Below are 24792 nucleotides of genomic sequence, written 5' to 3'. Positions count from 1 at the left end.
ACCGGCGTCAGCTGGTTCCGGTTCTCCCCTTGAGCGGGGTTATCATCGTTGCGTCATCCGGCGCCGGTTCGGAATGCGCCAGCGCGGTGCGCGGGTCAGCCACGCTGACACCTGCGCGCGAGCCCTTGGTTGGGGTCTCAAGAGGACCCAACGTGTGAAGATAGGCATCCGTTCCGCTGGCGCGGTCATAGACGGGGAATTCGGCGGCCCGGTCACGGAAGCTTTTGAGCACCTGGCCCAGACCCTTCATGCCGGTTTCGCGCTGGCGGCGGACCATGGCCAGATCGATCTCGATCGGGAACATGTCTTCCTGACCGGCGGACTGGTGCAGCACCGTCGCGGAGGGATCCACCACCAGCGAGCGCCCGACACCCCCGGCGCCAAGGCCGTTCACGTCGAACACATAGCACTGGAACTGCGCCGCCGTGGCGCGCGCGATGGCGATTTCCGCGTCGCGGTCGGTGGTGCCGGTCAGCACCGGATGCAACAGCACCTCGACCCCCTGGCTGGTCAGCTGGCGCGTGGTTTCGGGGAACCAGATGTCATAACAGATCGACAGGCCGAACCGGCCCACGTCGGGCACGTCGAAGACACAGAATTCGGTGCCCGAGGCGATGCCCTGTTCGTAGGGCTTGAACGGGAACATCTTGGAATACTTTGCGACGATCTCGCCCTGGGGGTTGATCACCACCGAGGTGTTGAAGATGCGGCCATCTTCGGTTTTTTCGAACATCGAGCCGGGGATGATCCACAGCCCGAAGCGGCGTGCGTCTTCCTGGAACTGCGCGATGGCGTCATTCGGGAAGGGCTGGGCGAACTGGTCAAGCGGGCCATAGGGCGCAAGCTCGGAAAACAGCACCATCTGCGTCCACGGGAAGCGCGCCATCAGAATCTCGATCCGGTGGCGCATCGCCTCGACGTTGGAATGCAGCGCGCCGACGTGCATCTGGATGCCTGCAATGGCAAACGGGGTCATTGGTATGGGTACTCCAAGTGTTATCTGACCCTCCCGGTTAATCGGTTATTGGTCTTGGGCCATGGGCCGGACCACAGCTTACGCTTTTGTCTACCGCGCCACCAGCACGGAAATCGGAGAATGCCGCACAACCCGCCCCGCATGCGACCCGATCAGCACGCTGCGCAGTTCGTTCGGGGGGTGCGAGGCCATGACGATCAGCGAGGCGCCGATCTTTTCCGCCGTGGAAATCACCGTTTCCGCGATCTGCCCGTGGCCGACGTGGACAGACACGGCTTGCCCCGCGCAATGGGTGTTGGCGAAATCGCGCAGCGCATGTTCCGTCTTTTCGATGGCGGCCTTTTCATAGCCTTCGGGCAGGAAGGATTCGACCATGGGCGAGCCAACCTCTTGGACAATGGCCAAGAGGTGCAACTCGCCCCTGTCGCCGACGCATTTCAGCGCCGCCGGCAGGGCGGTATCCCAGCTTTCGGTATGGGTCAGGTCGATCGGCAGCAGAACTTTCTCGAACATCTCGATACTCCTTATGCAGTGGCTTCGCGGCTGCGCGGTGCGCGGCCCCGTTGCAGCATGACGACCAGCGCCAGCAGGACCAGCGCGGGGATGAACATCAGGTACTTCGACGGCTGCGACGCCGGCTTGCGCACCAGTTCGATTTTCTGATCCCAGTCAAGCCCGGCTTCGGCGGCGGGGCTGCCAAAGGTCACGTTGTCGATCATCACGTCGTCGCCGTTGGTGATGTATTCCAGCCCCGAGGCGATCAGCCTGTCGTTTCCGGTTTCGCCTTCGCCCACCGGCAGCAGCGCTGTAAAGGTGACCGGATCGCCCACCGCATTCAGCCCGCTGACCCGCAGCCGCAGCTTGTCGCCCACGGGGGTTTCCATCGCCGCCTGTTCGATTTGCGACGGGGCCATATCGTCGAACGGGGGGGCCACCATGTCCATCCAGAACCCGGGACGGAAGAAGGTGAAGGCGATCAGCAGCAGCGCGACGGTTTCATAGGCGCGATTGCGCGCCAGGAACCAGCCCTGTGTTGCCGCGGCGAACAGCAGCATCGCGATGGTCGCCGTTATGAACACGAATATGCCTTGCCCCCATCCCACGTTGATCAGCAACAGATCGGTGTTGAAGATGAACAGGAACGGCAGCGCGGCGGTGCGCAGGCTGTAGAAGAAGGCCACCACACCCGTGCGGATCGGATCGCCCCCCGATACGGCCGCCGCCGCGAAAGAGGCAAGCCCGACCGGAGGCGTCACGTCGGCCATGATGCCGAAGTAGAACACGAACAGGTGCACCGCGATCAGCGGCACGATCAGCCCGTTCTGCTGGCCCAGCGTCACGATCACAGGCGCCAGCAGCGCCGAGACCACGATATAGTTGGCCGTGGTCGGCAGGCCCATGCCAAGGATCAGCGACAGGATCGCCGTCAGCACGAGGATGGCCATGATGTTGCCGCCCGACAGCACCTCGACCACGTCCGCCAGGGCCGAGCCGACGCCCGTCTGGCTGACCGCGCCCACGATGATCCCGGCGGTCGCCGTGGCGATGCCGATGCCGATCATGTTGCGCGCCCCGGCCACCAGGCCCTCGAGCAGGTCGATGAACCCGCCGGTCACGGCGCCGCCCATGTTGCCCTCTCCGCGCATCATCGCCATCAGCGGGCGCTGCGTGACAAGGATGAACACCATGAAGGCCGCCGCCCAGAAGGCCGAGAGGCCGGGCGACAGGCGGTCCACCATCAGCGCCCAGACCAGAACCACCACAGGCAGCAGGAAGTGCAGACCGGCGCGGATCGTCGGACCCGGCAGCGGCAGTTTCGTCACCGGCGCGTTCGGGTCTTCCATCTTCAGCGGCGCCTCGCGCGAGGCGATGTACAGCAGTCCGACGTAGACGGCGACCAGCAGCGCGAACACCACATAGCCGGCAGAGGCGCCAAAGGCAGGCCGGATCCAGCCCATGCCGAAATACACCGCAAAGGACAGCGCGCAGATCACGGCAATTGTGAAGGCCATGCTGATCAGCCATGCCACCCAGGGCTTGGGCTCGACCACGCGGGGCAGCCCCTCCATCCCGGCTTTCATCGCCTCAAGGTGCACGATGTAGACCAGCGCGATGTAGGAAATCACCGCAGGCACAAAGGCGTGTTTCACCACGTCGAAATAGGGGATGCCGACATATTCCACCATCAGGAAGGCGGCGGCGCCCATCACCGGCGGCATGATCTGCCCGTTGACCGAGGAGGCCACCTCGACCGCGCCCGCCTTTTCCGAGGAAAAGCCGACGCGCTTCATCAGCGGAATGGTGAAGGTGCCGGTGGTCACCACGTTGGCAATTGACGAGCCCGAGATCAGGCCGGTCATGGCCGAGGACACGACAGCCGCCTTGGCCGGACCGCCGCGCATGTGGCCCATCAGCGAAAACGCCACTTGGATGAAATAGTTGCCCGCGCCCGCCTTATCCAGCAGCGAACCGAACAGCACGAAGAGGAACACGAAGGACGTGGACACCCCAAGCGCGATGCCGAACACGCCTTCGGTCGTGATCCACTGGTGGTTCACCACTTCGGACAGGTTGTTGCCCTTATGCGCGATGATCGAAGGCATCATCGGCCCAAGGAAGGTGTACACAAGGAAAACGCTCGCCACGATCATCAGCGCAGGGCCCAACGCGCGGCGCGTGGCCTCGAGCAGGATCAGGATACCGATGACGGCGACCACATAGTCCTGCAGGATCGGCGCGCCCACGCGGGTCGCGATCTGGCTATAGAAGATGTAAAGATACAGCGCCGAGAGCGCGCCCAGGATGGCCAGCGCCCATTCCCATGGCGGCACCCAGTTCTTGGGCGAGCCAAGCAGGACGGCGGCGATCACGCCAAGCCCGACGATGGGCACCCACCAGACGGGCACGCCTTCCTTGGCGCCATACATGAACAGCGCCGACAGGACGATCGGAACGATCAGCGCCAGGCCCAATTGGGCTGGCGTGCGGGCTGCTGGATAGGCGGCAAAGGCAAGAAACAGGGCAAAGGCCAGATGGATCGAGCGGGCCTCGGTGTCGTTGAACACACCCCAGCCGATCATGAAGGGCAGCGGCGACGCGATCCAGAGCTGGAACAGCGACCACGCCAGCGCAACAACGACAAGCAGCTTGGCAACAGCGGGCCCCGGGGATCGTCCGCCGGTGTCGGACGAGGCAACCAGTTCGTCCAGTTCCTCCTGACTTAGCCCCGCCTTTCCGGCTGCGGCGTTTTCCACGGCAGCGGATTCGAACTGCTTGTCGTCACTCATGGCGAATTCCCTGTTGTTATATGTTTTTAAGGGCGTGTCCGGTTATGGTCCGGTTTTCCGCCCAAGCTGACCCCGCCGTGGCGGAGTCAGCCGTGGTATCGCGGGGCGGATTACTGGATCCAGCCGCGTTCCTTGTAGTATTTCTCGGCACCGGGGTGCAGCGGCGCGCTGAGCCCGCCCGAGATCATGTCTTCTTCCTTCAGGTTGGCAAAGGCCGGGTGCAGGCCCTTGAAACGGTCGAAGTTGTCGAACACGGCCTTGACCACGGTATAGACAACGTCGTCATCCACATCCGACGAGGTCACGAAGGTGGCTTTCACACCAAAGGTTTCGGTGTCTTCGTCGTTACCCTTGTACAGACCGCCCGGAATTGTGGCCTTGGCGTAGTAGGGGTTGTCGGCAACCAGCTTGTCGATGGCTTCACCGGTCACGTTCACCAGCTTGGCATCCACGGTCGACGTCGCTTCCTGGATCGAGCCGTTGGGGTGGCCCACGGTGTAGATGATCGCGTCAACCTTGTTGTCGCCAAGTGCGGCCGACTGTTCTGCCGGCTTCAGCTCGGACGCCAGGGCGAAATCGCTGTCGGACTTGCCCATCGCATTCAAAACAACGTCCATCGTCGCGCGCTGGCCGGAACCGGGGTTGCCCACGTTCACGCGCTTGCCGAACAGGTCGTCAAACGATGCCACGCCGGAATCGGCGCGTGCCACAACGGTGAAGGGTTCGCCATGCACCGAGAATACGGCGCGCAGCTTGTCGAACTTCTGGCCTTCGAATTGCGACGAGCCATTGTAGGCGTGGAACTGCCAGTCCGACTGGGCCACGCCCATGTCCATGTCACCTGCCTTGATCGCGTTGATGTTGGCGATCGAGCCGCCGGTCGACGGCGCGGTGCATTTCAGGTTGTGTTCGGCGGTGCCGCGGTTCACCAGACGGCAGATCGACTGGCCGACGACAAAGTACACGCCGGTCTGGCCGCCGGTGCCGATGGTAATGAATTTTTCCTGAGCGGTTGCCACCTGAGCGCTCAGCGCGGCAACGGCCGCGAGCGCGGTGATTCTGAAGGTCCGCATCGTAAACTCCCTTGTTTGATTGCAATTCACCCATTTAGGGCGAGATACTCTGAGGGCAAAACCTTAGAGATTTAGCAAGTTTAGGTTACACAGCGACATTATAGCGCGCAACCTTTGGCGCAATCGGTTCCATTGCCCACTTGAATTTGCCCATTCCATAACAGGTGTTGCGGTCGCACTGGGCTGCGCTAGGGTGGGGGCGTCTTGCATGTCCGACGGTCCGGAGGCCGATCCATGTCGCATATCTTTCCCCGCCATTGCCATTCCAACCCGCCGGTCGCTGTTGCGGGCGATGGGGTCTACCTGATCGATTCCACCGGCAAGCGGTATCTCGACGGGTCGGGCGGGGCGGCCGTGTCCTGCCTTGGCCACAGTGACCAGACGGTGACCGATGCGATCAAGGCGCAGCTGGACAAGCTGGCCTTTGCCCACACCGGATTCCTCACGTCGGAACCGGCCGAGGCGCTGGCCGATCTTCTGATCGACCACGCCCCTGGCGATCTGGACCGGGTTTACCTTGTGTCGGGCGGGTCCGAGGCGACCGAGGCCGCGATCAAGCTCGCGCGCCAGTATTGGGTCGAAAAGGGCGAACCGGGCCGGTCCAAGCTGATCGCCCGGAAGCAAAGCTATCACGGCAACACCATCGGTGCTCTGTCGGCGGGCGGCAACGAATGGCGGCGGCAGCAATTCGGGCCGCTGCTGCTGGATGTCAGCCATATCGCGCCCTGCTACGACTATCGCCTGCGCGAAGACGGCGAAACGCCCGAGGCTTACGGCCTGCGTGCGGCGCAGGCGCTGGAGGATGAAATCCTGCGGCTTGGCCCGGATACGGTGATGGCCTTCATGGCCGAACCTGTCGTGGGCGCGACCGCCGGGGCGCTGGCCCCCGCGCCGGGCTATTTCAAACGCATCCGAGAGATTTGCGACAAATACGGCGTGCTGCTGATCCTCGACGAGGTGATGTGCGGGATGGGCCGCACCGGCAGCCTGTTCGCCTGTGAGCAAGACGGGATTGCGCCGGATATCCTGTGCATCGCCAAGGGCTTGGGCGCCGGGTATCAGCCGATTGGCGCGATGCTGTGCAGCGCCGCGATCTACGACACGATTGCCGCCGGATCGGGGTTCTTTCAGCACGGGCACACCTATATCGGCCACCCCACCGCTGCGGCCGCAGGTCTGGCGGTGGTGCAGTCGATCCTTGACCGCGATCTGGTTGCAAGGGTTCAGACACAGGGCGCGGCGCTGGCCGAACGGCTGCACGACCGGCTGGGCCAGCATCCGCATGTGGGCGACATTCGCGGGCGCGGGCTGTTCCGTGGGGTCGAGCTGGTGCAGGACCGTGCGACCAAGGCGCCCTTCGACCCGGCCAAGGGCGTTGCGGCGAAGATAAAGAAGGCGGCCTTTGCCGAGGGGCTGATTTGTTACCCGATGTCGGGCACCATCGACGGGCGGCAGGGCGATCACATCCTGCTGGCGCCGCCCTTCATCATCTCGGACAGCGAATTGGACGAACTGACGGACAAGCTGACCCGCGCGATTTCGCAGGTGATTTGACCCGCGGATCGCAGGATTATGCGGCAAACTCATATTCATGCCGCGAAAGATGAATTGGATACTTGGTTAGTGGCCCCCTATGTGGTGCGCTGAACCAAAGGGTATGCCATGCACCAGTTTTCGCTTCCGCACGCTGACAGTTTCGCCGCGATCCGACAGGCCGCGCGCGACAGGATCCTGATTCTGGACGGCGCCATGGGCACGATGATCCAGACGCTGAACATGAGCGAAGAGGATTTTACCGCGAATGGCCATATCCATGGGCCGGGGTGCCGTCATACCTCGGACCATCCGCAGAAGGGCAACAACGATCTGCTGGTACTGACCCAGCCGCAGGCGGTCGAGGATATCCAGCTGGAATTCGCTCTGGCCGGGGCCGACATCCTTGAAACCAATACGTTTTCCTCGACCACCATCGCGCAGGCCGATTACGGGCTGGAAGGCGCGGTGCATGATCTGAACGTCGCGGGCGCGCAGGTGGCCCGCCGCGCGGCGGATCGCGCAACCGCGCAGGATGGCAAGCCGCGCTTTGTGGCCGGGGCCGTGGGGCCGACGAACCGCACCGCCTCGATCAGCCCCGATGTGAACGATCCGGGCTATCGCGCCGTCACATTCGACGACCTGCGCGTCGCCTATGGCCAGCAGATTGACGGGCTGATCGCAGGCGGATCCGACTTGATCCTGATCGAGACGATTTTCGACACGCTGAACGCCAAGGCCGCGATCTTTGCCGCCTTTGAAAGCTTCGCCAAGGCGGGCAAACGGCTGCCGCTGATGATTTCGGGCACCATCACCGATGCCTCGGGGCGCACGCTGTCGGGGCAGACGCCCACGGCCTTCTGGCATTCGGTGCGCCATGCGCGGCCCTTTACCGTGGGTCTGAACTGTGCGCTGGGCGCCGATGCCATGCGTCCGCATCTGGCGGAACTGTCGGGCGTCGCAGAGACGCTGATCTGCGCCTATCCCAATGCCGGGCTGCCCAATGCCTTTGGCGCATACGACGAAACGCCCGAGCAAACCGCTAAGCTGGTCGAGGTTTTTGCCCGCGACGGTCTGATCAACATCGCCGGGGGCTGCTGTGGCACCACGCCCGACCATATCCGCGCGATTGCCGAGCATGTCGCAGGCCACGCGCCGCGCCGCATCAAGGAGACAGCAAATGTCTAAGCCGCTGTTGCGCCTGTCGGGGCTGGAACCCTTTACGCTGACCTCAGACATTCCCTTCGTGAACGTGGGCGAGCGGACGAATGTCACTGGCTCTGCCCGGTTCCGCAAGCTGATCACCAACCGCGATTACACCGCCGCGCTGGATGTGGCGCGCGATCAGGTGGAAAACGGCGCCCAGATCATCGACGTGAACATGGACGAAGGTCTGATCGATTCGAAACAGGCGATGATCGACTTTCTGAACCTGATCGCTGCCGAACCCGACATCGCCCGCGTTCCGATCATGATCGACAGTTCCAAATGGGAGGTGATCGAGGCCGGGCTGCAATGCGTGCAGGGCAAGCCGGTGGTCAATTCCATCTCGCTGAAAGAAGGCGAAGAGGCGTTTGTTCATCATGCCAGCCTGTGCCTCGCATATGGCGCGGCCGTGGTGGTGATGGCATTCGACGAACAGGGGCAGGCGGATACCCTGCAACGCAAGACGGAAATTTGCGCCCGCGCCTACAAGGTTCTGACCGAACAGGTCGGTTTCCCGCCCGAGGACATCATCTTTGACCCCAACGTCTTTGCCGTGGCGACTGGGATTGAAGAGCACGACAACTATGGCGTCGATTTCATCGAGGCCACGCGCTGGATTCGCGAAAACCTGCCCCATGCCCATGTCTCGGGCGGGGTTTCGAACCTGTCGTTCTCGTTCCGTGGGAATGAGCCCGTGCGCGAGGCGATGCACGCCGTGTTCCTCTATCACGCGATCAAGGCGGGGATGGACATGGGCATCGTCAACGCCGGGCAGCTGGCGGTCTATGACCAGATCGACGAAGCGTTGCGCGAGGCCTGCGAAGACGTGGTGCTGAACCGCGCCCCCGCCAACGGCGGCAACGCGACCGAGAACCTGCTGGAGATCGCCGAACGCTTTCGCGGCGACAAGCGCGAGGCCAAGGTCCGCGATCTGGCCTGGCGCGACTGGCCCGTCGAAAAGCGGCTGGAGCACGCGCTGGTCAACGGGATCACCGAATTCGTCGACGAAGACACCGAAGCCGCGCGGCTGGCGGCCGACAAGCCGCTGGACGTGATCGAAGGCCCGCTGATGGCAGGGATGAACGTGGTGGGCGACCTGTTCGGCGCGGGTAAGATGTTCCTGCCGCAGGTGGTGAAATCGGCACGCGTGATGAAACAGGCGGTGGCCGTTCTGCTGCCCTATATGGAGGCCGAAAAATCCGGCGGCCGCGACAGCGCGGGGCGGATCCTGATGGCGACGGTCAAGGGCGATGTGCATGACATCGGCAAGAACATCGTCGGCGTCGTTCTGGCCTGCAACAACTACGAGATCATCGATCTGGGCGTGATGGTGCCGCCGCAGAAAATTCTGGAAGAGGCGAAGAAGCACAAGGTGGATGTGATCGGCCTGTCGGGTCTGATCACGCCCTCGCTGGATGAGATGGTGCATCTGGCGGCAGAGTTGCAGCGCGGCGATTTCGACGTGCCGCTGCTGATCGGCGGGGCGACGACCTCCAAGGTGCACACGGCGGTGAAAATCGCCCCGGGCTATACCCGCAATCAGGCGATTCACGTCAACGATGCCAGCCGCGCGGTCGGGGTGGTGTCATCACTGCTGAGCGCGACGCAGCGGCAGGGCTATATAGAGGCGATCCGCGCCGAATATGACGAGGTGGCAGAACGCCACGAACGCGCCGAGCGCGCGAAACAGCGCCTGCCGCTGGCCGACGCCCGTGCCAACGCGATGCAGATCGACTGGTCGGGCTATAACGTGCCCGCGCCCAAGGCGCTGGGCGCGCAGGCGGTGGAAGACTGGGATTTGGCCGAGATCGCGCGTTACATCGACTGGACGCCGTTCTTCCAGACGTGGGAGCTCAAAGGCGTCTACCCGCGTATTCTGGAGGATGAAAAATACGGCGAGGCCGCGCGCAACCTGTTTGCAGATGCGCAGGCGATGCTGCAACGCATCATAGGCGAGCAATGGTTCGCCCCGCGCGCGGTGGTCGGGTTCTGGCCCGCGAACCGTGATGGAGACGACATTCGCCTGTTCACGGACGACACGCGCGGCACGGTGCTGGATACGCTGCGCACTCTGCGCCAGCAGCATTCAAAACGTCGCGACAGCCCGAACCTTGCGCTGGCCGATTTCGTGGCGCCCGATGGCGTGTCGGATTACGTCGGCGGCTTCGTGGTGACGGCGGGCCCGGAAGAAGTGGCGATTGCCGAAAAGTTCGAAAAGGCGGGCGACGATTATTCCGCCATCATGGTCAAGGCGCTGGCCGACCGCGTGGCCGAGGCCATGGCCGAGATGCTGCACCAGCGCGTGCGCCGCGAGTTCTGGGGCTATGCCGGGGACGAAACCTTTACCCCCGAGGACCTGATCGGCGAACCCTATCGCGGCATCCGCCCCGCGCCCGGATACCCGGCACAGCCCGACCATACCGAGAAACAGACCCTGTTCCGCCTGCTGCGCGCCGAAGACACCACCGGAGTCACCCTGACCGAAAGCATGGCGATGTGGCCGGGCTCGTCCGTGTCGGGGCTCTACATCGGGCACCCAGAGGCGTATTATTTCGGCGTGGCCAAGGTGGAACGCGACCAGGTGGCCGATTACGCGGCGCGCAAGGGGATGGAAATGGCAGAGGCCGAACGTTGGCTGGCGCCCCTGCTGAACTATCGCCCTTCGGATACCTCGGCCACAGCGGCCTGAGGCGCTTTAGTGCGCCTCGGCCCAATTGGCGCCGCGCCCGGCATCGACGGACAGAGACACCGACAGTTGCACCGCCGGATCGGCGGCGTTTTCCATCACCCCGCGCGCGGTGTCGATCAGCGCGTCGGCGCCATCCTCGGGCACTTCGAACAGCAATTCGTCGTGCACCTGCAACAGCATCCGCGCCGGGCTGTCGGCCAGCGCGGCGGGCATCCGCACCATCGCACGGCGGATCACATCGGCGGCGGTGCCCTGGATCGGCGCGTTGATCGCCGCGCGCTTGGCGAACCCGGCGTGCGGCCCCTTGGCGTTGATCTCGGGCGTGTGGATCACCCGGCCGAACAGGGTTTGGACGTGGCCGTGTTCCTTCGCAAAGGCGACTGTGTCATCCATATAGGTGCGGATGCCCGGGAAACGTTCGAAATAGCGGTCGATGAACCCCTGCGCCTCGGCCCTTGGGATGCGCAGGTTCCGCGCCAGACCAAAGCCCGAAATGCCATAGATCACGCCAAAGTTGATCGCCTTGGCCTGCCGGCGAATATCGGGCGTCATATCCTCCAGCGGCACGTCGAACATCTCTGATGCGGTCAGCGCATGAATGTCCACGCCATCGGCAAAGGCCTGTTTCAGCTCGGGAATGTCGGCCACATGGGCCAGGATGCGCAGCTCGATCTGGGAATAGTCGAGGCTGACCAGAACATTGCCCTTCTCGGCGACAAAGGCCTCGCGGATGCGGCGGCCTTCCTCGGTGCGCACGGGGATGTTTTGCAGGTTCGGATCGGTCGAGGCCAGCCGCCCGGTGCTGGCCCCGGCGATGGAATAAGACGTATGCACCCGGCCGGTTTCGTCGTTGATATGGGTCTGCAAGGCGTCGGTATAGGTCGATTTCAGCTTTGACACCTGCCGCCAGTCCAGCACCCGCGCGGGCAATTCGTGTTCGGTCGCCAGATCCTCGAGCACATCGACCCCCGTGGCATAGGCGCCTGTCTTGCCCTTCTTGCCGCCGGGCATGTTCATCTTGTCGAACAGGATTTCGCCCAGCTGCTTGGGCGAGCCGACGTTGAAGCTCTCGCCCGCCAGCGTGTGGATTTCATCCTCCAGCGCGGCCATCTTCTGGGAAAACGCGTTCGACATGCGGCTAAGCGTGTCGCGATCCACCTTGATGCCCTGCATTTCCATCCGCGCCAGCACCGGGATCATCGGCCGTTCCATCGTTTCGTAAACGGTCGTGACCTGCGCCGCGTGCAGGCGCGGCTTGAACATCTGCCACAGGCGCAGCGTGATGTCGGCATCTTCGGCGGCATAGGGCACGGCATCGTCGATCGGCACGCGGTCGAAGGTGATCGCCGACTTGCCCGACCCCAGCAGCGGTTTGATCGGGATCGGCGTATGGCCCAGATACCGCTCGCTCAGCGCGTCCATGCCGTGATTGTGCAGCCCGCCGTGCAGCGCATAGGACATCAGCATCGTGTCATCGACTGGCGCCACCTGCACGCCGTTGCGCGCGAAAATCTTGGCGTCGTATTTCATGTTCTGCCCGATCTTCAGAACGCTTTCGTCTTCCAGCACGGGTTTCAGCAGGTCCAGCGCCTCTTGCAGGGGCATCTGCCCCTCAAGCAGCGTGTCGGACCCGAACAGATCGTCTGCGTTGCCATCCTTGTGGGTCAGCGGGATGTAACAGGCGTGGCCGGCATCGACACAGAGCGAAATGCCCACCAGATCGGCGGTCATCTCGTTCAGCCCGGTGGTTTCGGTGTCGACAGCGACATGCCCAACCTCGCGGATCCGTTCGATCCAGCCTTGCAGCGCCTTCGCATCCCGGATGCATTCGTAGTTTGCCTTGGCGAAATCGGGCGCATCGGCGGCTTGTTCCGGGCTTTCGGCGGCAGGGGCGGGGGCATCGGCCACCACCGGCGCCTCGACGCCCAGCTTGTCGGCGATCCGCTTGGTCAGGGTGCGGAATTCCATCTCGGCCAGGAACGGCATCAGCTTGTCGGGGTCGGGTTCCTTCACCTCCAGGTCGTCGAGCGTGAAGGTCAGAGGCGTGTCGCAATCCAGCTGCACCAGCTTTTTCGACAGCTCGATCTGGTCGCGGTGGTCGATCAGCGTTTGCCGCCGCTTGGGCTGCTTGATCTCATCGGCGCGCTCCAGCAGGTCTTCGAGCGAGCCGTATTCGTTGATGAGCAAAGCCGCCGTCTTGATCCCGATGCCCGGCGCGCCCGGCACGTTATCGACGGAATCGCCCGCCAGCGCCTGCACGTCCACGACGCGATCGGGGTAGACGCCGAATTTCTCGAACACGCCCTCGCGGTCGATGCGCTTGTTCTTCATCGCGTCCAGCATCTCGACCCCGTCGCCGACCAGCTGCATCAGGTCCTTGTCGGAACTGATGATCGTCACGCGGCCCCCGGCCTCGCGCGCCTGACAGGACAGGGTGGCGATGATGTCGTCGGCCTCATAGCCTTCCATCTCTTCGCAGGCGATGTTGAAGGCCAGCGTGGCCTGCCGCGTCAGCGGGATCTGCGGGCGCAGATCCTCGGGCATGGCCTCGCGGTTGGCCTTGTACTGGTCGTACATGTCGTTGCGGAAGGTGTGGCTGCCCTTGTCGAAGATCACCGCCACATGGGTCGGCGCATCGTCGCCGGTGCTGTCTTCGACATAGCGTTGCAGCATGTTGCAGAACCCCGACACCGCGCCAATCGGCAGCCCGTCGGATTTCCGCGTCAGCGGCGGCAGCGCGTGGTAGGCCCGGAAGATAAAGGCCGACCCGTCGATCAGGTGCAGGTGGCAGCCCTTGCCGAATGTCGTCTTGCCCATGATCCGCCCCTTTGCCCTGTTCCACGCGTCCACGGGGTTATCCCGCATCGCGGCGGCATGGGCAATCGGGGATCTTTGGCGGGGATCTTGGGACGGCGGTCCGGGGCGCGCGCTGGCCGGGGCGTCAGTGCGCGCTGTCAGCCGCGCCCGAGTGGACGAACTTGCAGTCGCAATAGGGGCATTCGACCCAGCCGGTGTCATGCGGAATGCTCAGCCAGACGCGGGGATGGCCCAGCGCGCCTTCGCCCCCGTCGCAGGCAATGCGATAGCTGTCCACGGTCTTGGTTTCGGGCGCGTCAATGGTCATCGCGGCGGATCCTGTCACAAATGGTGGCTGTGTTCCTTATGGGTCAGGCCGCGCGAACCCGCAAGCCCCGCATCCCCCGGGCGGCCGTGACGGGTTGCCGCGTGAAAGCGTGACTCCACATAAGAACAAAACGTGAATATAATGGGGCGGTCATGTTTGCCGAACTCTCTGCCCAATCCAACTTCACCTTCCTCACCGGGGCGTCGCACCCCGAGGAATACATGGCCGAAGCCTGCGCGCTGGGCCATCCGGCGCTGGCGATTGCCGATGACAATTCGGTGGCGGGAATCGTGCGCGCCCATGCGGCGGCGCGCTCCATCGCGCGCGAGGTGCGCGAGCGGCAGGCGTGGGACAGCGCCCATGCGCCCATCGGGCCGCCCTGTCCGCCGGAGCTGGCGCGGTCCGCGTCCTTTCCGCTCTGCAATGTGCCCCGGCTGATCCCGGCGGCGCGGCTGCTGTTCGCCGATGCCCCGCCGATCACGGTGCTGACCCGCGACCGTACCGGCTGGGGCAACCTGTGCCGTATCCTGTCGGCGGGGCGGTTGCGTGCGGCCAAGGGCGATTGCCACCTCACCCTGTCCGACCTGCTGGAGCGGCCCGAGGGGCTGCACCTGCTGCTGTGGCCACAGGCGGGCCAGTCGCCGGGCGGCGCGGGCGGGTGGGGGCCGCATATGGATGCGTTGACGCGCCGCTTTGACGGGCAGATGCACCTGCTGCTGACCCCCGCCTACGATGGTGCCGACGCGCGCCGGTTCGACACGCTCGCGGCCGAGGCCGCATCGCTGGGGCTGCCCCTGCTGGCCAGCGCCGCGCCCCGGATGCACCGCAACCGGCGCCGGCTGGCCGATGTGCTCAGCGCCATCCGCCTGCGCTGCCGGGTCGATCAACTGGGCCGCGCGGCGCTGGCCAACGGCGAACAGCGCCTGCGCGGCACCGCCGAAATGTACCGCCTGTTCGCCGGTCACGAAATCGCTGTCGATGCGGCGAGCGCCCTGGCGCAGAGCCTGACGTTCTCGCTGGACGAGCTGCGCTATGAATACCCCTCCGAGGCCGGAACCGGCGAAACCGCCGATGACCGGCTGGCCCGGCTTGCGGCCGAGGGGCTGGCCTGGCGCTATCCCTCGGGCGCGCCCGCGCGGGTGCAGGCGATGATGCAGCACGAGCTGACCCTGATCGCGCGGCTGCGCTATGCGCCCTACTTCCTGACGGTGCACGATATCGTCGCCTTCGCCCGCAGCCGCGACATCCTGTGCCAGGGGCGCGGCTCGGCGGCCAATTCGGTGGTCTGCTACTGCCTTGGCATCACCTCGGTCAGCCCCGAGATCGGGACCATGGTGTTTGAACGCTTCGTCTCCGAGGCGCGCGACGAGCCGCCCGACATCGACGTGGATTTCGAACACGAACGCCGCGAAGAGGTGATCCAGCACATCTATGACCGCTATGGCCGCGACCGGGCCGGGCTGTGCGCCACGGTGATCCACTATCGCGGCAAGCGCGCCATCCGCGAGGTGGGCCGCGCCATGGGGCTGAGCGAGGATACCATCGCCGCGCTCTCCTCGCAGCTGTGGGGGTTCTTTTCCTCCTCGGGGCTGGAAGACTCGCGCCTGCGCGAGATCGGGCTTGACCCGGGCGACCGCCGCCTGCGCCAGACCCTTGACCTGGTGCGCGAGATCGACGGTTTTCCGCGTCATCTCTCGCAGCATGTGGGGGGCTTCATCATCACGCGCGGGCGGCTGGATGAACTGGTGCCGATCGAAAACGCCGCCATGGCCGACCGCACCGTGATCTGCTGGGACAAGGACGATATCGACGCGCTGGGCATCCTCAAGGTCGACGTGCTGAGCCTTGGGATGCTGACCTGCATCCGCAAGGCCTTTGACCTGATTGCGCGCCACCACGGCACCCGCCATGCGCTGGCAACGCTGCCGCCCGAGGATCCGCGCGTCTATGACATGTTATGTCGTGCCGACAGTATCGGCGTGTTCCAGGTGGAAAGCCGGGCGCAGATGAACTTCCTGCCCCGGATGCGGCCGCGCAATTTTTATGACCTCGTGATCGAGGTGGCGATCATCCGGCCCGGGCCCATCCAGGGCGACATGGTGCATCCCTACATCCGCCGTCGCAACGGCGAGGAACAGGTGAGTTTTCCCTCGGACGCGCTGGGCGCGGTGCTCGGCAAGACGCTGGGCGTGCCGCTGTTCCAGGAACAGGCGATGCAGATCGCCATCGTCGGCGCGGGCTTCACCCCCGACCAGGCCGACCGGTTGCGCCGCTCGCTCGCGACCTTCAAGAAACACGGCAACGTCAGCGAATTCCGGGGGCTGTTCCTGCGCGGCATGGCGAAAAACGGCTATGACAACGATTTCGCCGAACGCTGCTTTTCCCAGATCGAGGGCTTCGGATCCTACGGCTTTCCCGAAAGCCACGCGGCGTCCTTTGCGCTGCTGGTCTATGCCAGCGCATGGGTCAAGCACCACCACCCCGGCATCTTTGCCTGCGCGCTGCTGAATTCCCAGCCGATGGGGTTCTACGCCCCGGCCCAGATCGTGCGCGACGCCCGCGAACACGGGGTGACGGTCCGCCCGGTCGAGATCAACGCCAGCTTCTGGGACAACACGATGGAGCCCGACGGCCACGGCGGGCTGGCGCTGCGGCTGGGGTTCCGCCAGATCAAGGGCCTGTCCGAGGAAGACGCTGGCTGGATCACGGCGGCGCGGGGCAATGGCTATCATCAGGTGGCCGACCTGTGGCGCCGCGCCGGGCTAAGCCGCGCCACGATCGAGCGGCTGGCCGAGGCGGATGCCTTTGCCGCGCTGGGCCTGTCGCGGCGCGAGGCGCTGTGGGCCGCGCGCGCCATTGCCGGGACGGAACCGCTGCCGCTGTTTTCACGGGATCTGGGCGACGAGCTGGCCCATGAACCTGCCGCCACGCTGGCCCCGATGACACTGGGAGAGTCGGTGGTCGAGGATTATGTCGCCACAAGGCTCAGCCTCAAGGCGCATCCGATGGCGCTGCTGCGCCCCTTCCTGACCCCGCCGTGACCGCCGCACCCGGGGTTTCCTAAGCCCCCGCCAGCCGTTACAAGGCGCGAAACACGCGCAAAGCCAAGCGAGGCACCCCTATGAACCCGCCCAAACCCGTCGTCCTGTGCATTCTTGATGGCTGGGGCCTGAGTGAGCGAACCGAGGCGAACGCGCCGCATCTGGCCCGCACCCCGGCCTTTGACGCGATCATGCAGGGGCCGCACGCCCAGCTGATCACCCACGGCCCCGATGTCGGCCTGCCCAGCGGGCAGATGGGCAATTCCGAAGTCGGGCATACCAACATCGGCGCGGGCCGCGTGGTGGCAATGGACCTTGGCCAGATCGACCTTGCCATCGAAGACGGCAGCTTCTTTGAAAACGCCGCGATCCTTGGCTTCATCGACGCGATGAAGGCCAGCGGCGGCACCGCGCATCTGTTCGGGCTGGTGTCAGATGGCGGCGTGCATGGACACCTGACCCACATTCTTGCCGCCGCGCGGGTGATCGCAGAGGCGGGCGTGCCCGTGGCGCTGCACGCCATCACCGACGGGCGCGACGTGGCCCCGAAATCCGCCGATGCCTTTGTCGCGCAACTTGCGGGCGAGCTGCCCGAGGGCGCGCACATTGCCACTGTGATCGGGCGCTATTTCGCGATGGACCGCGACAACCGGTGGGAGCGCGTGTCGCGCGCCTATGATTGCATGGTGCGTGGCGTGGGTGGTGACGCGATGCAGGCCGAAACCGCCGATCAGGCCATTGCCACCGCCTATGGCCGCGGCGAAACCGACGAATTCATCCAGCCGACCGCCATCGGTGGCTACGCGGGTGCCAAAGACGGCGACGGTGTGTTCTGCCTGAACTTCCGTGCCGACCGGGCGCGCGAAATCCTTGCCGCCATCGGCGCGCCGGGGTTCGACGGGTTCGACACCGGCAAACGCCCCGAATGGGCCGCGCTGCTGGGGATGGTCGATTATTCGACCGATCACTCCACCTATATGACAACCGCCTATCCCAAGGCCGAAATCCGCAACACGCTGGGCGAATGGGTCGCGAAACAGGGCCGCAGCCAGTTCCGGCTGGCCGAGACTGAAAAATACCCCCACGTCACGTTTTTCCTGAACGGCGGCGTCGAAACCCCGGCAGAAGGCGAAGACCGCTTCATGCCGAAATCGCCCGCCGTCGCGACCTATGATCTGCAACCCGAGATGTCTGCGGCCGAGGTGACCGACCGTTTCGTCGCCGCGATCGAGGCGGGGTATGACCTGATCGTGACGAATTACGCGAACCCCGACATGGTGGGCCATACCGGCGATCTGAGCGCCGCAATCGCGGCCTGCGAGGCCGTCGATACCGGGCTGGGCCGCGTGGTCGAGGCGCTGAAGGCGGCGGGCGGTGCGATGATCGTCACCGCCGATCACGGCAATTGCGAGCTGATGGTCGACCCTGACACCGGCGGGCCGCACACCGCGCATACCACCAACCCGGTGCCCGTCGCGCTGGTTGGCGGGCCTGAGGGCGCGCAGCTGAATAACGGGCGATTGGCCGATCTTGCGCCGACGCTTCTGGCGCTGATGGGTCTGCCTCAGCCCGAGGAAATGACCGGCCAGAGCCTGCTTGCATGACCCTGCGCCGCGCGCTCTTGACCGTCGCCTTGGCCGCATCGCTTGGGGCCGCGCCTGCCACGGCGCAGCAACCCGACGCCGAGGCGCTGGCGCAATCGGCCCGCGCGGCCAGCGATCAGCTGGAAAACGCGTCGCTTGCCTTGCAACAGGCGGTGTCGGCCCGAGACCGGGTGCGCGCATTGACGGAAACGGTGAAGGCGTATGAGGCCGGGCTGGCCGCGATGCGCGACGGGCTGCGCCGCGCCGCCACGCGCGAGGCGATGCTGGAGCGCAAGTTGCAGGCGCGCGAGGGCGAAATCGCCCGGCTGCTGGGCGTGATCCAGGTGATCGGCACCGCGCCACCTCCGGTTCTGATGCTGCACCCTTCGGGGCCGATGGGGGCCGCGCGGTCGGGCATGATGCTGGCCGATGTGACTCCGGGGCTGACCGCGCAGGCCGCCGACCTGCGCCGCGACCTGACCGAGGTGCGCACCCTGCGCCAGCTTCAGCAAAGCGCGGCGCAGACGCTCGAGGACGGGCTGGCCGGGGTCCAGACCGCACGGGCCGAGCTGAGCCAGGCTGTGGCCGACCGTACCGATCTGCCGCTGCGCTTCGTCGAGGATCCGGTGCGCACCGCGATCCTTTTGTCGTCAACCGAAACGCTGGACGCCTTTGCCAGCGGACTGTCGGAAATCGCCTCTGGGCCGGTGGCGGAAACGAACGCTGACATCACGGCGCAAAAGGGCGATCTGGCGTTGCCGGTCGAAGGCGTGGTGCTGCGCCGCGCAGGCGAGGCCGATGCCGGGGGTATCCGGCGCCCCGGTATCGTGCTGGCGACCCGGCCCCGCGCGCTGGTTACGACCCCGACGGCGGCCACCGTGCGCTATCGCGGTCCGCTGCTGGATTTGGGCAACGTGGTGATTCTTGAACCCCAGGCCAATCTGCTTTTCGTGCTCTCGGGCCTCTCCGACGTCTACGGCGCGATGGGTGAAGTGCTGCCGGCGGGGTCGCCGGTCGGATTGATGGGCGGTGCAACGCCCGGATCTGGTGCGATATTGTCACTAAGCGGTGATGGCACTGGAACTGATCGTTCAGAAACGCTCTATATGGAGGTCAGAGAGGCAGGCAGCCCCGTGGACCCCGAAACATGGTTCCGAACCGATAAGGATGGATAGAAACCAATGAACAGATTCGTGTTGGCGGCTTTGGGCGGAACCCTGGCCGGCGTCATTGCAACGACACAAGTGGCCGGACCGCTGATCGCTCAGGAAAACGCCCGCAGTTCCAGCGTCTATGAACAGCTTGATCTGTTCGGCGACATTTTCGAACGCATCCGCGCGCAATATGTCGAGCCGGTCGATGAATCCAAGCTGATCGAGGCGGCAATCAACGGGATGCTGACCTCGCTTGATCCGCATTCCAGCTATCTTGCCCCCGACGATGCGGCGCAAATGCGCGTTCAGACGCGCGGCGAATTCGGCGGCCTTGGCATTGAGGTCACGCAGGAAGAAGGCTTCGTCAAGGTTGTGTCGCCGATCGACGGCACCCCGGCGGACGAAGCCGGGATCGAAGCGGGCGATTTCATCACCCACGTCGACGGCGAATCGGTTCTGGGCCTGACACTCGACAAGGCGGTTGAGATGATGCGCGGCCCGGTCGGGTCGGAAATCGTGATTACCGTGGTGCGCGAAGGCGAGGATGAACCGTTCGACGTGTCGATCATCCGCGACACCATCAAGCTGACGGCGGTCCGCACCCGTACGCAGGGCGAAACCGTGGTGCTGCGCGTCACCACCTTCAACGACCAGACCACGCCGAACCTCGAATCCGGGCTGAAGGAACAGATTGAAGCAGCTGGCGGGATCGACAACATCAATGGCGTCGTGCTGGATCTGCGCAACAACCCCGGTGGTCTGCTGACACAGGCGATCAAGGTGTCGGACAGCTTCCTTGAATCCGGCGAAATCGTCAGCACCCGGGGCCGCAACCCGGAAGATGGCGAACGCTTCAACGCCACGCCGGGCGACCTGATCGAAGGCAAGCCGATGGTCGTGTTGATCAACGGCGGCTCGGCCTCGGCCTCGGAAATCGTGGCCGGTGCGTTGCAGGACCACCGCCGCGCCATCGTGGTGGGCACCAAGTCGTTCGGCAAGGGTTCGGTCCAGACGGTGATGCCGCTGCGGGGCGATGGTGCGATGCGCCTGACCACCGCGCGCTATTACACGCCTTCGGGCCGTTCGATCCAGGCGCTGGGCGTGTCGCCCGACATCGTGGTGGCCCAGCCGCGCCGCCCTGCCAACGCAGAGCAAGAGGAAGAGCCCGCAAGCGCCGTGTCGCGGTCGCGGTCCGAGGCCGATCTTCGGGGCCGTCTGAACAACGACAGCCTGAGCGAGGATGAGGTCCGCCAGATCGAGGAAGATCGCGCCAAGGCAGAGGCCGCCGCGCAGCTGCGCGAAGAGGATTACCAGCTGGCCTATGCCATCGATATCCTCAAGGGCCTGTCGGCGATCGACCACCGCAACTAAAGCGGGTGAGAGGCATGAAACATGGGGCGGCGGGGCAACCTGCCGCCCTTTCGCGTTACCGGGCCGAGGTTTCGACGCAATGGCGGCGGAAGGCGCGTTTGAGCAGATCAAGCTCGGCGCGCAGCAGTTCGACTTCGGTGCGCAGGGCATCGTCGGCGCCGTCACCCGCGATCACCGCGAAATCGCCCAGCCGGGCGCCGCTGGCATTGTCGATCACCAGAAACACATGAATGCCGTCGCTGAGCGCGGCCTCGGGGATGCGGGCGCGCAGCGTCCATACGCCGGGAGTTTCGGGCGAAACTTCAACCCCCGATAGCGGCACATCACGGAACAGGACCGCCACATCCGGCGCATCGCCGGGCGCATTGGTCAGCGTGGCGGTATAGGTGCCGCTGGCAAGACTGGTGTTGGTTAACGTGACCTGGCTCATGCCTGCCCTCTACAATGCGGCGCGGCGATAGCGCGCCATGTTCAGATCGCGCAGCATCACCTGATTCATTTCGGGCGCTTCAAAGATCAGATCCAGCCACGCGCGTTCGACCCGGTTTTCATCAAGCCCGGAATAGGCCAGATCGAATTCGACCATCGTCTCGCGCGTCTCGAGCGAGAATTCACGCACGAGTTGTTCTGTGTTCGGCCCGTGTTTCACATTCAGCCGGGCAAAGATTTCCAGCGGCTTTTCCACGTCGATTACCGTCGCCACCCGCAGCAGGTGGTTGCGCGTCAGGCCGGTTGTCGCCTCGGGCGGCAGGTCGATCACCAGCGACAGGAAGGTGCCATCGAACCGGAACACGTCCAGCCGCAGGCCAAAGGGCGCAAGGTCGTCGTCGCGCCGGTTGCGCATCTGGCGCAGGGTCAGTTCCGATTGCGTGCAATCGTGGAACAGCGTGGCCTCGTCTCCAAGGCGCGATTTGCTGGGCGCGGCGACGATCCCCGGGCGGGGCAGGGGGCCGCGCCAGACCTCGGGACGCCAGGCCCAATCGGTATCGTGCGGGCGCGGAAAGGCGGTGGACCCGGCGCGAGGCAGGGCCAGCCGCCCCTCGGCCACATGCAGCAGGCGATCCAGCTGGCGGCGCAGTTGCCGTGCCTCTGCGCGCATCTGGCGCAGGGCGGTATCGCCAAGCGATTCTGCGCTGTCGGCACGGGCGGTCCAGCGCCGCAGCGCGCCCGCCTTGTTCAGCCGGTCCAGGATCCTGCCCATCATGCCTCCACCAAGGGGCGAACGTCTGCCCCGTGGACTGTGTAGCCAAACCGTTACGGTCTGATAAACCGGCAAATTCGCGCAGAAGATGAAAAAGGCGCCGGCTGCGGCCCGGCTGCGCCTATTCCTGGGCCTCGGGCTTGCCCGCCTGCTGCGTGGCCGCGGTGGCCGCGCGCGAACGTTCGGCCAATTCGTTCAGCAGTGCCGCGCCGCCGTTGCCTAACGCCCCGCTTGTCGCGGGCGCGTACAGGCCAAGCCCGATCAGGTGGCTGTTCAGCACGAACCCGCCGCGCCAATGCGTGTCGCTCACGCCATCGAACGCTTCGCTGCCCTTGTCGAGCCGGACCATGGCCAGGCCCTCGCGGTTGCGTTCGGCCAGCACGGTTCCGGTGCCAACGGATCGCGCCACCTCGGCCGGGGTCGGCGCGGTGATGGTGCTGTCGGCCGGGCCTGCCGTCACGGTGATGACGGCCAGATCATAGCCGCCAAAGAACCCGCGCACGCCCAGCGTGTCGCAGCGGGCCATCACCACGAATCCATTCTGGCCCGCGCGGCGCAGTGACCGGCGGTCGATGCAGTACCCATCGGGGGCGGTGATGGTGATATCGCCGCCCGCCAGTGTCGTTTGTGCCATCCGCGCGCGGCCATCGTCGGTTCTTGCGTCCAGCTCGGCGGCAAAGGGCAGGCCGGTGGCCGGGTCGCACCCGGCCAGCCCGCTTGCCGCAAGAAGGATAGCCGTGGCCCTAGAGATCCATGTAGACATGTTTCTCGGCCTTGCCGCCGGGGTGGGTCACGGCGCCCTTGTAGGTCGCGCCAACCAGCTGGGCGAACTTCCACACCGCGCCCGAGGCATAGATCGTGTCGCGCGGGCCTTTCCAGTCGGCTTTGCGCTGGGCCAGTTCTTCCTCGCTCAGGTCGACTGAGATTTCGCCCTTGATCGCGTCGATGGTGATCATGTCGCCGTTCTTGATCAGTGCGATGGGGCCGCCATGCGCTGCTTCGGGGCCAACGTGACCCACGCAGAACCCGCGTGTCGCGCCCGAAAAGCGGCCATCGGTGATCAGCGCGATCTTCTTGCCCATGCCCTGACCCGACAGCGCGGCGGTGGTGGCGAGCATTTCGCGCATACCGGGACCGCCTGCGGGGCCTTCGTTGCGGATGACGATGACTTCGCCTTCCTTGTACTGGCGCTTTTGCACGGCCTCGAAAGCCTCTTCTTCGCATTCGAAGACGTTGGCGGGGCCGGTGAACACCTGACCTTCGGGCGGGATGCCCGCGACTTTCACGATCGCGCCTTCGGGGGCAAGGTTGCCTTTCAGGCCCACGACGCCACCGGTCGTGGTGATCGGTTTTTCAATGGAATAGATCACGCGGTTGTCGGCTTCGCGGTCGATCATATCAAGCTCTTCGCCGATCGAGCGGCCCGTGGCGGTCATGCAATCCTCGTGGATCAGGCCCGCCTTGCGCAGTTCTTTCATCACGACCGGGATGCCGCCGGCGTCATACAGGTCTTTCGCGACGTACTGCCCGCCCGGCTTCAGATCGACGAAATAGGGGGTGTCGCGGAAAATCTCGCAGACATCATCCAGGAAGAAGTCGATCCCGGCTTCGTGTGCAATGGCGGGCAGGTGCAGGCCGGCATTGGTCGAGCCGCCGGTGCAGGCCACCACGCGGGCGGCGTTTTGCAGGCTTTCCAGAGTCACGATGTCCCGCGCGCGGATGTTCTTTTCGATCAGGTTCATCACCGCCTGGCCCGAGGCTTCGGCGTATTGGTCGCGCGATTCATAGGGCGCGGGCATGCCCGAGCTGTTCATCAGCGCCAGACCGATGGCTTCGGAGACACATGCCATGGTGTTGGCGGTGAACTGGCCACCGCAGGCGCCTGCGCTGGGGCAGGCGACGCGTTCCAGCATGTCCAGCGCGGCGTCCGACATGGTGCCGTTCTGGTGGCGGCCGACGGCTTCGAACATGTCCTGCACGGTCAGATCGCGCGAGCGGAAATCTTCGGGAATCTCATCGACCTGCGGCGCCTTGCCCGGCAGGATCGAGCCGCCGTAGATGAACACCGACGGCGTGTTCAGCCGCACCATCGCCATCATCATGCCCGGCAGCGATTTGTCACAGCCCGCAAGGCCGACGATCGCGTCATAGCAGTGTCCGCGCATCGTCAGTTCCACGGTGTCGGCGATTGCCTCGCGCGAGGCGAGCGAGCTGCGCATGCCTTCGTGGCCCATGGCGATGCCGTCGGTCACGGTGATGGTGGTGAATTCGCGCGGGGTGCCATTGGCGGCTTTCACGCCCAGCTTCACGGCCTGCGCCTGCCGGTTCAACGAGATGTTGCAAGGCGCGGCTTCGTTCCAGCAGGTCGCCACGCCGACCAGCGGCTGGTGGATTTCCGCATCCGACACGCCCATCGCGTACATATACGACCGGTGCGGTGCCCGCTCGGGGCCCTCGGTCACATGACGGCTTGGCAGTTTTGTCTTGTCGAACTGGCGCTTGAGCATGGCTGGACTCCCTTTATATCGCGCCATCCGCAATAAACCCGCGCCAG

17 protein-coding genes are annotated in these 24792 nt (G+C 64.9%); 7 read left to right on the top strand and 10 right to left on the bottom strand.

Annotated elements, in window-relative coordinates; genetic code table 11:
* Nucleotides 1-7 precede the first annotated feature (7 nt).
* The 4 genes from FGK64_RS06820 to FGK64_RS06805 form a co-directional block, all read right to left on the bottom strand.
* Nucleotides 8-976 carry a carbon-nitrogen hydrolase family protein gene (locus FGK64_RS06820; RefSeq protein WP_138862999.1) on the bottom strand — a complete coding sequence of 323 codons (969 nt, stop codon included), beginning with the start codon at nt 974-976 and terminating at the stop codon, nt 8-10.
* A gap of 90 nt (nt 977-1066) precedes the next feature.
* Nucleotides 1067-1489 carry a universal stress protein gene (locus tag FGK64_RS06815; protein WP_138862998.1) on the bottom strand — a complete coding sequence of 141 codons (423 nt, stop codon included), beginning with the start codon at nt 1487-1489 and terminating at the stop codon, nt 1067-1069.
* Nucleotides 1490-1500: 11 nt separating this feature from the next.
* Entirely contained in the window at nt 1501-4263 is a 2763-nt protein-coding gene (locus FGK64_RS06810) for a TRAP transporter permease (protein ID WP_138862997.1), read from the bottom strand.
* 110 nt (nt 4264-4373) lie between these two features.
* Nucleotides 4374-5336 carry a TAXI family TRAP transporter solute-binding subunit gene (locus FGK64_RS06805; RefSeq protein WP_138862996.1) on the bottom strand — a complete coding sequence of 321 codons (963 nt, stop codon included), beginning with the start codon at nt 5334-5336 and terminating at the stop codon, nt 4374-4376.
* 234 nt (nt 5337-5570) lie between these two features.
* Here FGK64_RS06805 and FGK64_RS06800 point away from each other — a divergent pair, with 234 nt between their 5' ends.
* From FGK64_RS06800 to metH, 3 genes are all read left to right on the top strand, one after another.
* Nucleotides 5571-6890, top strand: a complete 1320-nt coding sequence (locus FGK64_RS06800; protein WP_138862995.1) for an aspartate aminotransferase family protein — start codon at nt 5571-5573, stop codon at nt 6888-6890.
* 108 nt (nt 6891-6998) lie between these two features.
* Nucleotides 6999-8057, top strand: coding sequence for a homocysteine S-methyltransferase family protein (locus tag FGK64_RS06795; RefSeq protein ID WP_138862994.1), 1059 nt, complete (start codon nt 6999-7001; stop codon nt 8055-8057).
* Nucleotides 8050-10764, top strand: coding sequence for a methionine synthase (metH, locus tag FGK64_RS06790; protein WP_138862993.1), 2715 nt, complete (start codon nt 8050-8052; stop codon nt 10762-10764). Before FGK64_RS06795 ends, metH begins: the two co-directional genes overlap by 8 nt.
* A gap of 6 nt (nt 10765-10770) precedes the next feature.
* Here the strand turns inward: metH and polA are convergent, their stop codons facing one another.
* Nucleotides 10771-13581: a DNA polymerase I gene (gene polA / locus FGK64_RS06785; protein WP_138862992.1), complete on the bottom strand. Its 2811-nt coding sequence runs from the start codon at nt 13579-13581 to the stop codon at nt 10771-10773.
* 124 nt (nt 13582-13705) lie between these two features.
* Nucleotides 13706-13888 carry a zinc-finger domain-containing protein gene (locus FGK64_RS06780; RefSeq protein ID WP_138862991.1) on the bottom strand — a complete coding sequence of 61 codons (183 nt, stop codon included), beginning with the start codon at nt 13886-13888 and terminating at the stop codon, nt 13706-13708.
* Nucleotides 13889-14040: 152 nt separating this feature from the next.
* Between FGK64_RS06780 and FGK64_RS06775 the strand changes: the two genes are divergently transcribed.
* From FGK64_RS06775 to FGK64_RS06760, 4 genes are all read left to right on the top strand, one after another.
* A complete protein-coding gene (locus tag FGK64_RS06775; RefSeq protein ID WP_138862990.1) occupies nt 14041-16929 on the top strand; it encodes an error-prone DNA polymerase in 2889 nt (962 codons plus the stop codon).
* 80 nt (nt 16930-17009) lie between these two features.
* A complete protein-coding gene (gpmI, locus tag FGK64_RS06770; protein ID WP_138862989.1) occupies nt 17010-18533 on the top strand; it encodes a 2,3-bisphosphoglycerate-independent phosphoglycerate mutase in 1524 nt (507 codons plus the stop codon).
* Nucleotides 18530-19687, top strand: coding sequence for a murein hydrolase activator EnvC family protein (locus FGK64_RS06765; protein WP_138862988.1), 1158 nt, complete (start codon nt 18530-18532; stop codon nt 19685-19687). Before gpmI ends, FGK64_RS06765 begins: the two co-directional genes overlap by 4 nt.
* Nucleotides 19688-19693: 6 nt before the next feature.
* Nucleotides 19694-21037, top strand: a complete 1344-nt coding sequence (locus FGK64_RS06760) for a S41 family peptidase (protein WP_138862987.1) — start codon at nt 19694-19696, stop codon at nt 21035-21037.
* A gap of 55 nt (nt 21038-21092) precedes the next feature.
* Here FGK64_RS06760 and FGK64_RS06755 read toward each other — a convergent pair whose 3' ends face one another.
* From FGK64_RS06755 to ilvD, 4 genes are all read right to left on the bottom strand, one after another.
* Complete coding sequence (locus FGK64_RS06755) at nt 21093-21467, bottom strand: hypothetical protein (RefSeq protein ID WP_138862986.1); 375 nt, start codon at nt 21465-21467, stop codon at nt 21093-21095.
* A 9-nt stretch (nt 21468-21476) separates the two neighbouring features.
* The gene (locus tag FGK64_RS06750) at nt 21477-22238 is read right to left on the bottom strand and encodes a DUF6478 family protein (RefSeq protein WP_138862985.1); all 762 of its coding nucleotides are present in this window, start codon (nt 22236-22238) and stop codon (nt 21477-21479) included.
* A gap of 121 nt (nt 22239-22359) precedes the next feature.
* Nucleotides 22360-23001 carry a hypothetical protein gene (locus FGK64_RS06745; RefSeq protein ID WP_138862984.1) on the bottom strand — a complete coding sequence of 214 codons (642 nt, stop codon included), beginning with the start codon at nt 22999-23001 and terminating at the stop codon, nt 22360-22362.
* Nucleotides 22982-24745: a dihydroxy-acid dehydratase gene (gene ilvD / locus FGK64_RS06740; protein WP_138862983.1), complete on the bottom strand. Its 1764-nt coding sequence runs from the start codon at nt 24743-24745 to the stop codon at nt 22982-22984. Before ilvD ends, FGK64_RS06745 begins: the two co-directional genes overlap by 20 nt.
* Nucleotides 24746-24792 lie beyond the last annotated feature (47 nt).

The organism is Arenibacterium halophilum, assembly GCF_005938225.1.
Lineage (GTDB): Bacteria > Pseudomonadota > Alphaproteobacteria > Rhodobacterales > Rhodobacteraceae > Arenibacterium > Arenibacterium halophilum.
This window is presented reverse-complemented; position numbering and strand designations above follow the sequence as displayed.

Excerpts from the sequence above, each read along its gene's own strand:
- FGK64_RS06760 (WP_138862987.1), top strand. The coding sequence starts at position 19,694 with ATGAACAGATTCGTGTTGGCGGCTTTGGGCGGAACCCTGGCCGGCGTC.
- FGK64_RS06765 (WP_138862988.1), top strand. The coding sequence starts at position 18,530 with ATGACCCTGCGCCGCGCGCTCTTGACCGTCGCCTTGGCCGCATCGCTT.
- FGK64_RS06805 (WP_138862996.1), bottom strand. The coding sequence starts at position 5,336 with ATGCGGACCTTCAGAATCACCGCGCTCGCGGCCGTTGCCGCGCTGAGC.
- metH (WP_138862993.1), top strand. The coding sequence starts at position 8,050 with ATGTCTAAGCCGCTGTTGCGCCTGTCGGGGCTGGAACCCTTTACGCTG.
- FGK64_RS06750 (WP_138862985.1), bottom strand. The coding sequence starts at position 22,238 with ATGGGCAGGATCCTGGACCGGCTGAACAAGGCGGGCGCGCTGCGGCGC.
- FGK64_RS06775 (WP_138862990.1), top strand. The coding sequence starts at position 14,041 with ATGTTTGCCGAACTCTCTGCCCAATCCAACTTCACCTTCCTCACCGGG.
- FGK64_RS06745 (WP_138862984.1), bottom strand. The coding sequence starts at position 23,001 with ATGTCTACATGGATCTCTAGGGCCACGGCTATCCTTCTTGCGGCAAGC.
- FGK64_RS06810 (WP_138862997.1), bottom strand. The coding sequence starts at position 4,263 with ATGAGTGACGACAAGCAGTTCGAATCCGCTGCCGTGGAAAACGCCGCA.
- polA (WP_138862992.1), bottom strand. The coding sequence starts at position 13,581 with ATGGGCAAGACGACATTCGGCAAGGGCTGCCACCTGCACCTGATCGAC.
- FGK64_RS06795 (WP_138862994.1), top strand. The coding sequence starts at position 6,999 with ATGCACCAGTTTTCGCTTCCGCACGCTGACAGTTTCGCCGCGATCCGA.
- FGK64_RS06815 (WP_138862998.1), bottom strand. The coding sequence starts at position 1,489 with ATGTTCGAGAAAGTTCTGCTGCCGATCGACCTGACCCATACCGAAAGC.
- gpmI (WP_138862989.1), top strand. The coding sequence starts at position 17,010 with ATGAACCCGCCCAAACCCGTCGTCCTGTGCATTCTTGATGGCTGGGGC.
- FGK64_RS06780 (WP_138862991.1), bottom strand. The coding sequence starts at position 13,888 with ATGACCATTGACGCGCCCGAAACCAAGACCGTGGACAGCTATCGCATT.
- ilvD (WP_138862983.1), bottom strand. The coding sequence starts at position 24,745 with ATGCTCAAGCGCCAGTTCGACAAGACAAAACTGCCAAGCCGTCATGTG.
- FGK64_RS06820 (WP_138862999.1), bottom strand. The coding sequence starts at position 976 with ATGACCCCGTTTGCCATTGCAGGCATCCAGATGCACGTCGGCGCGCTG.
- FGK64_RS06800 (WP_138862995.1), top strand. The coding sequence starts at position 5,571 with ATGTCGCATATCTTTCCCCGCCATTGCCATTCCAACCCGCCGGTCGCT.
- FGK64_RS06755 (WP_138862986.1), bottom strand. The coding sequence starts at position 21,467 with ATGAGCCAGGTCACGTTAACCAACACCAGTCTTGCCAGCGGCACCTAT.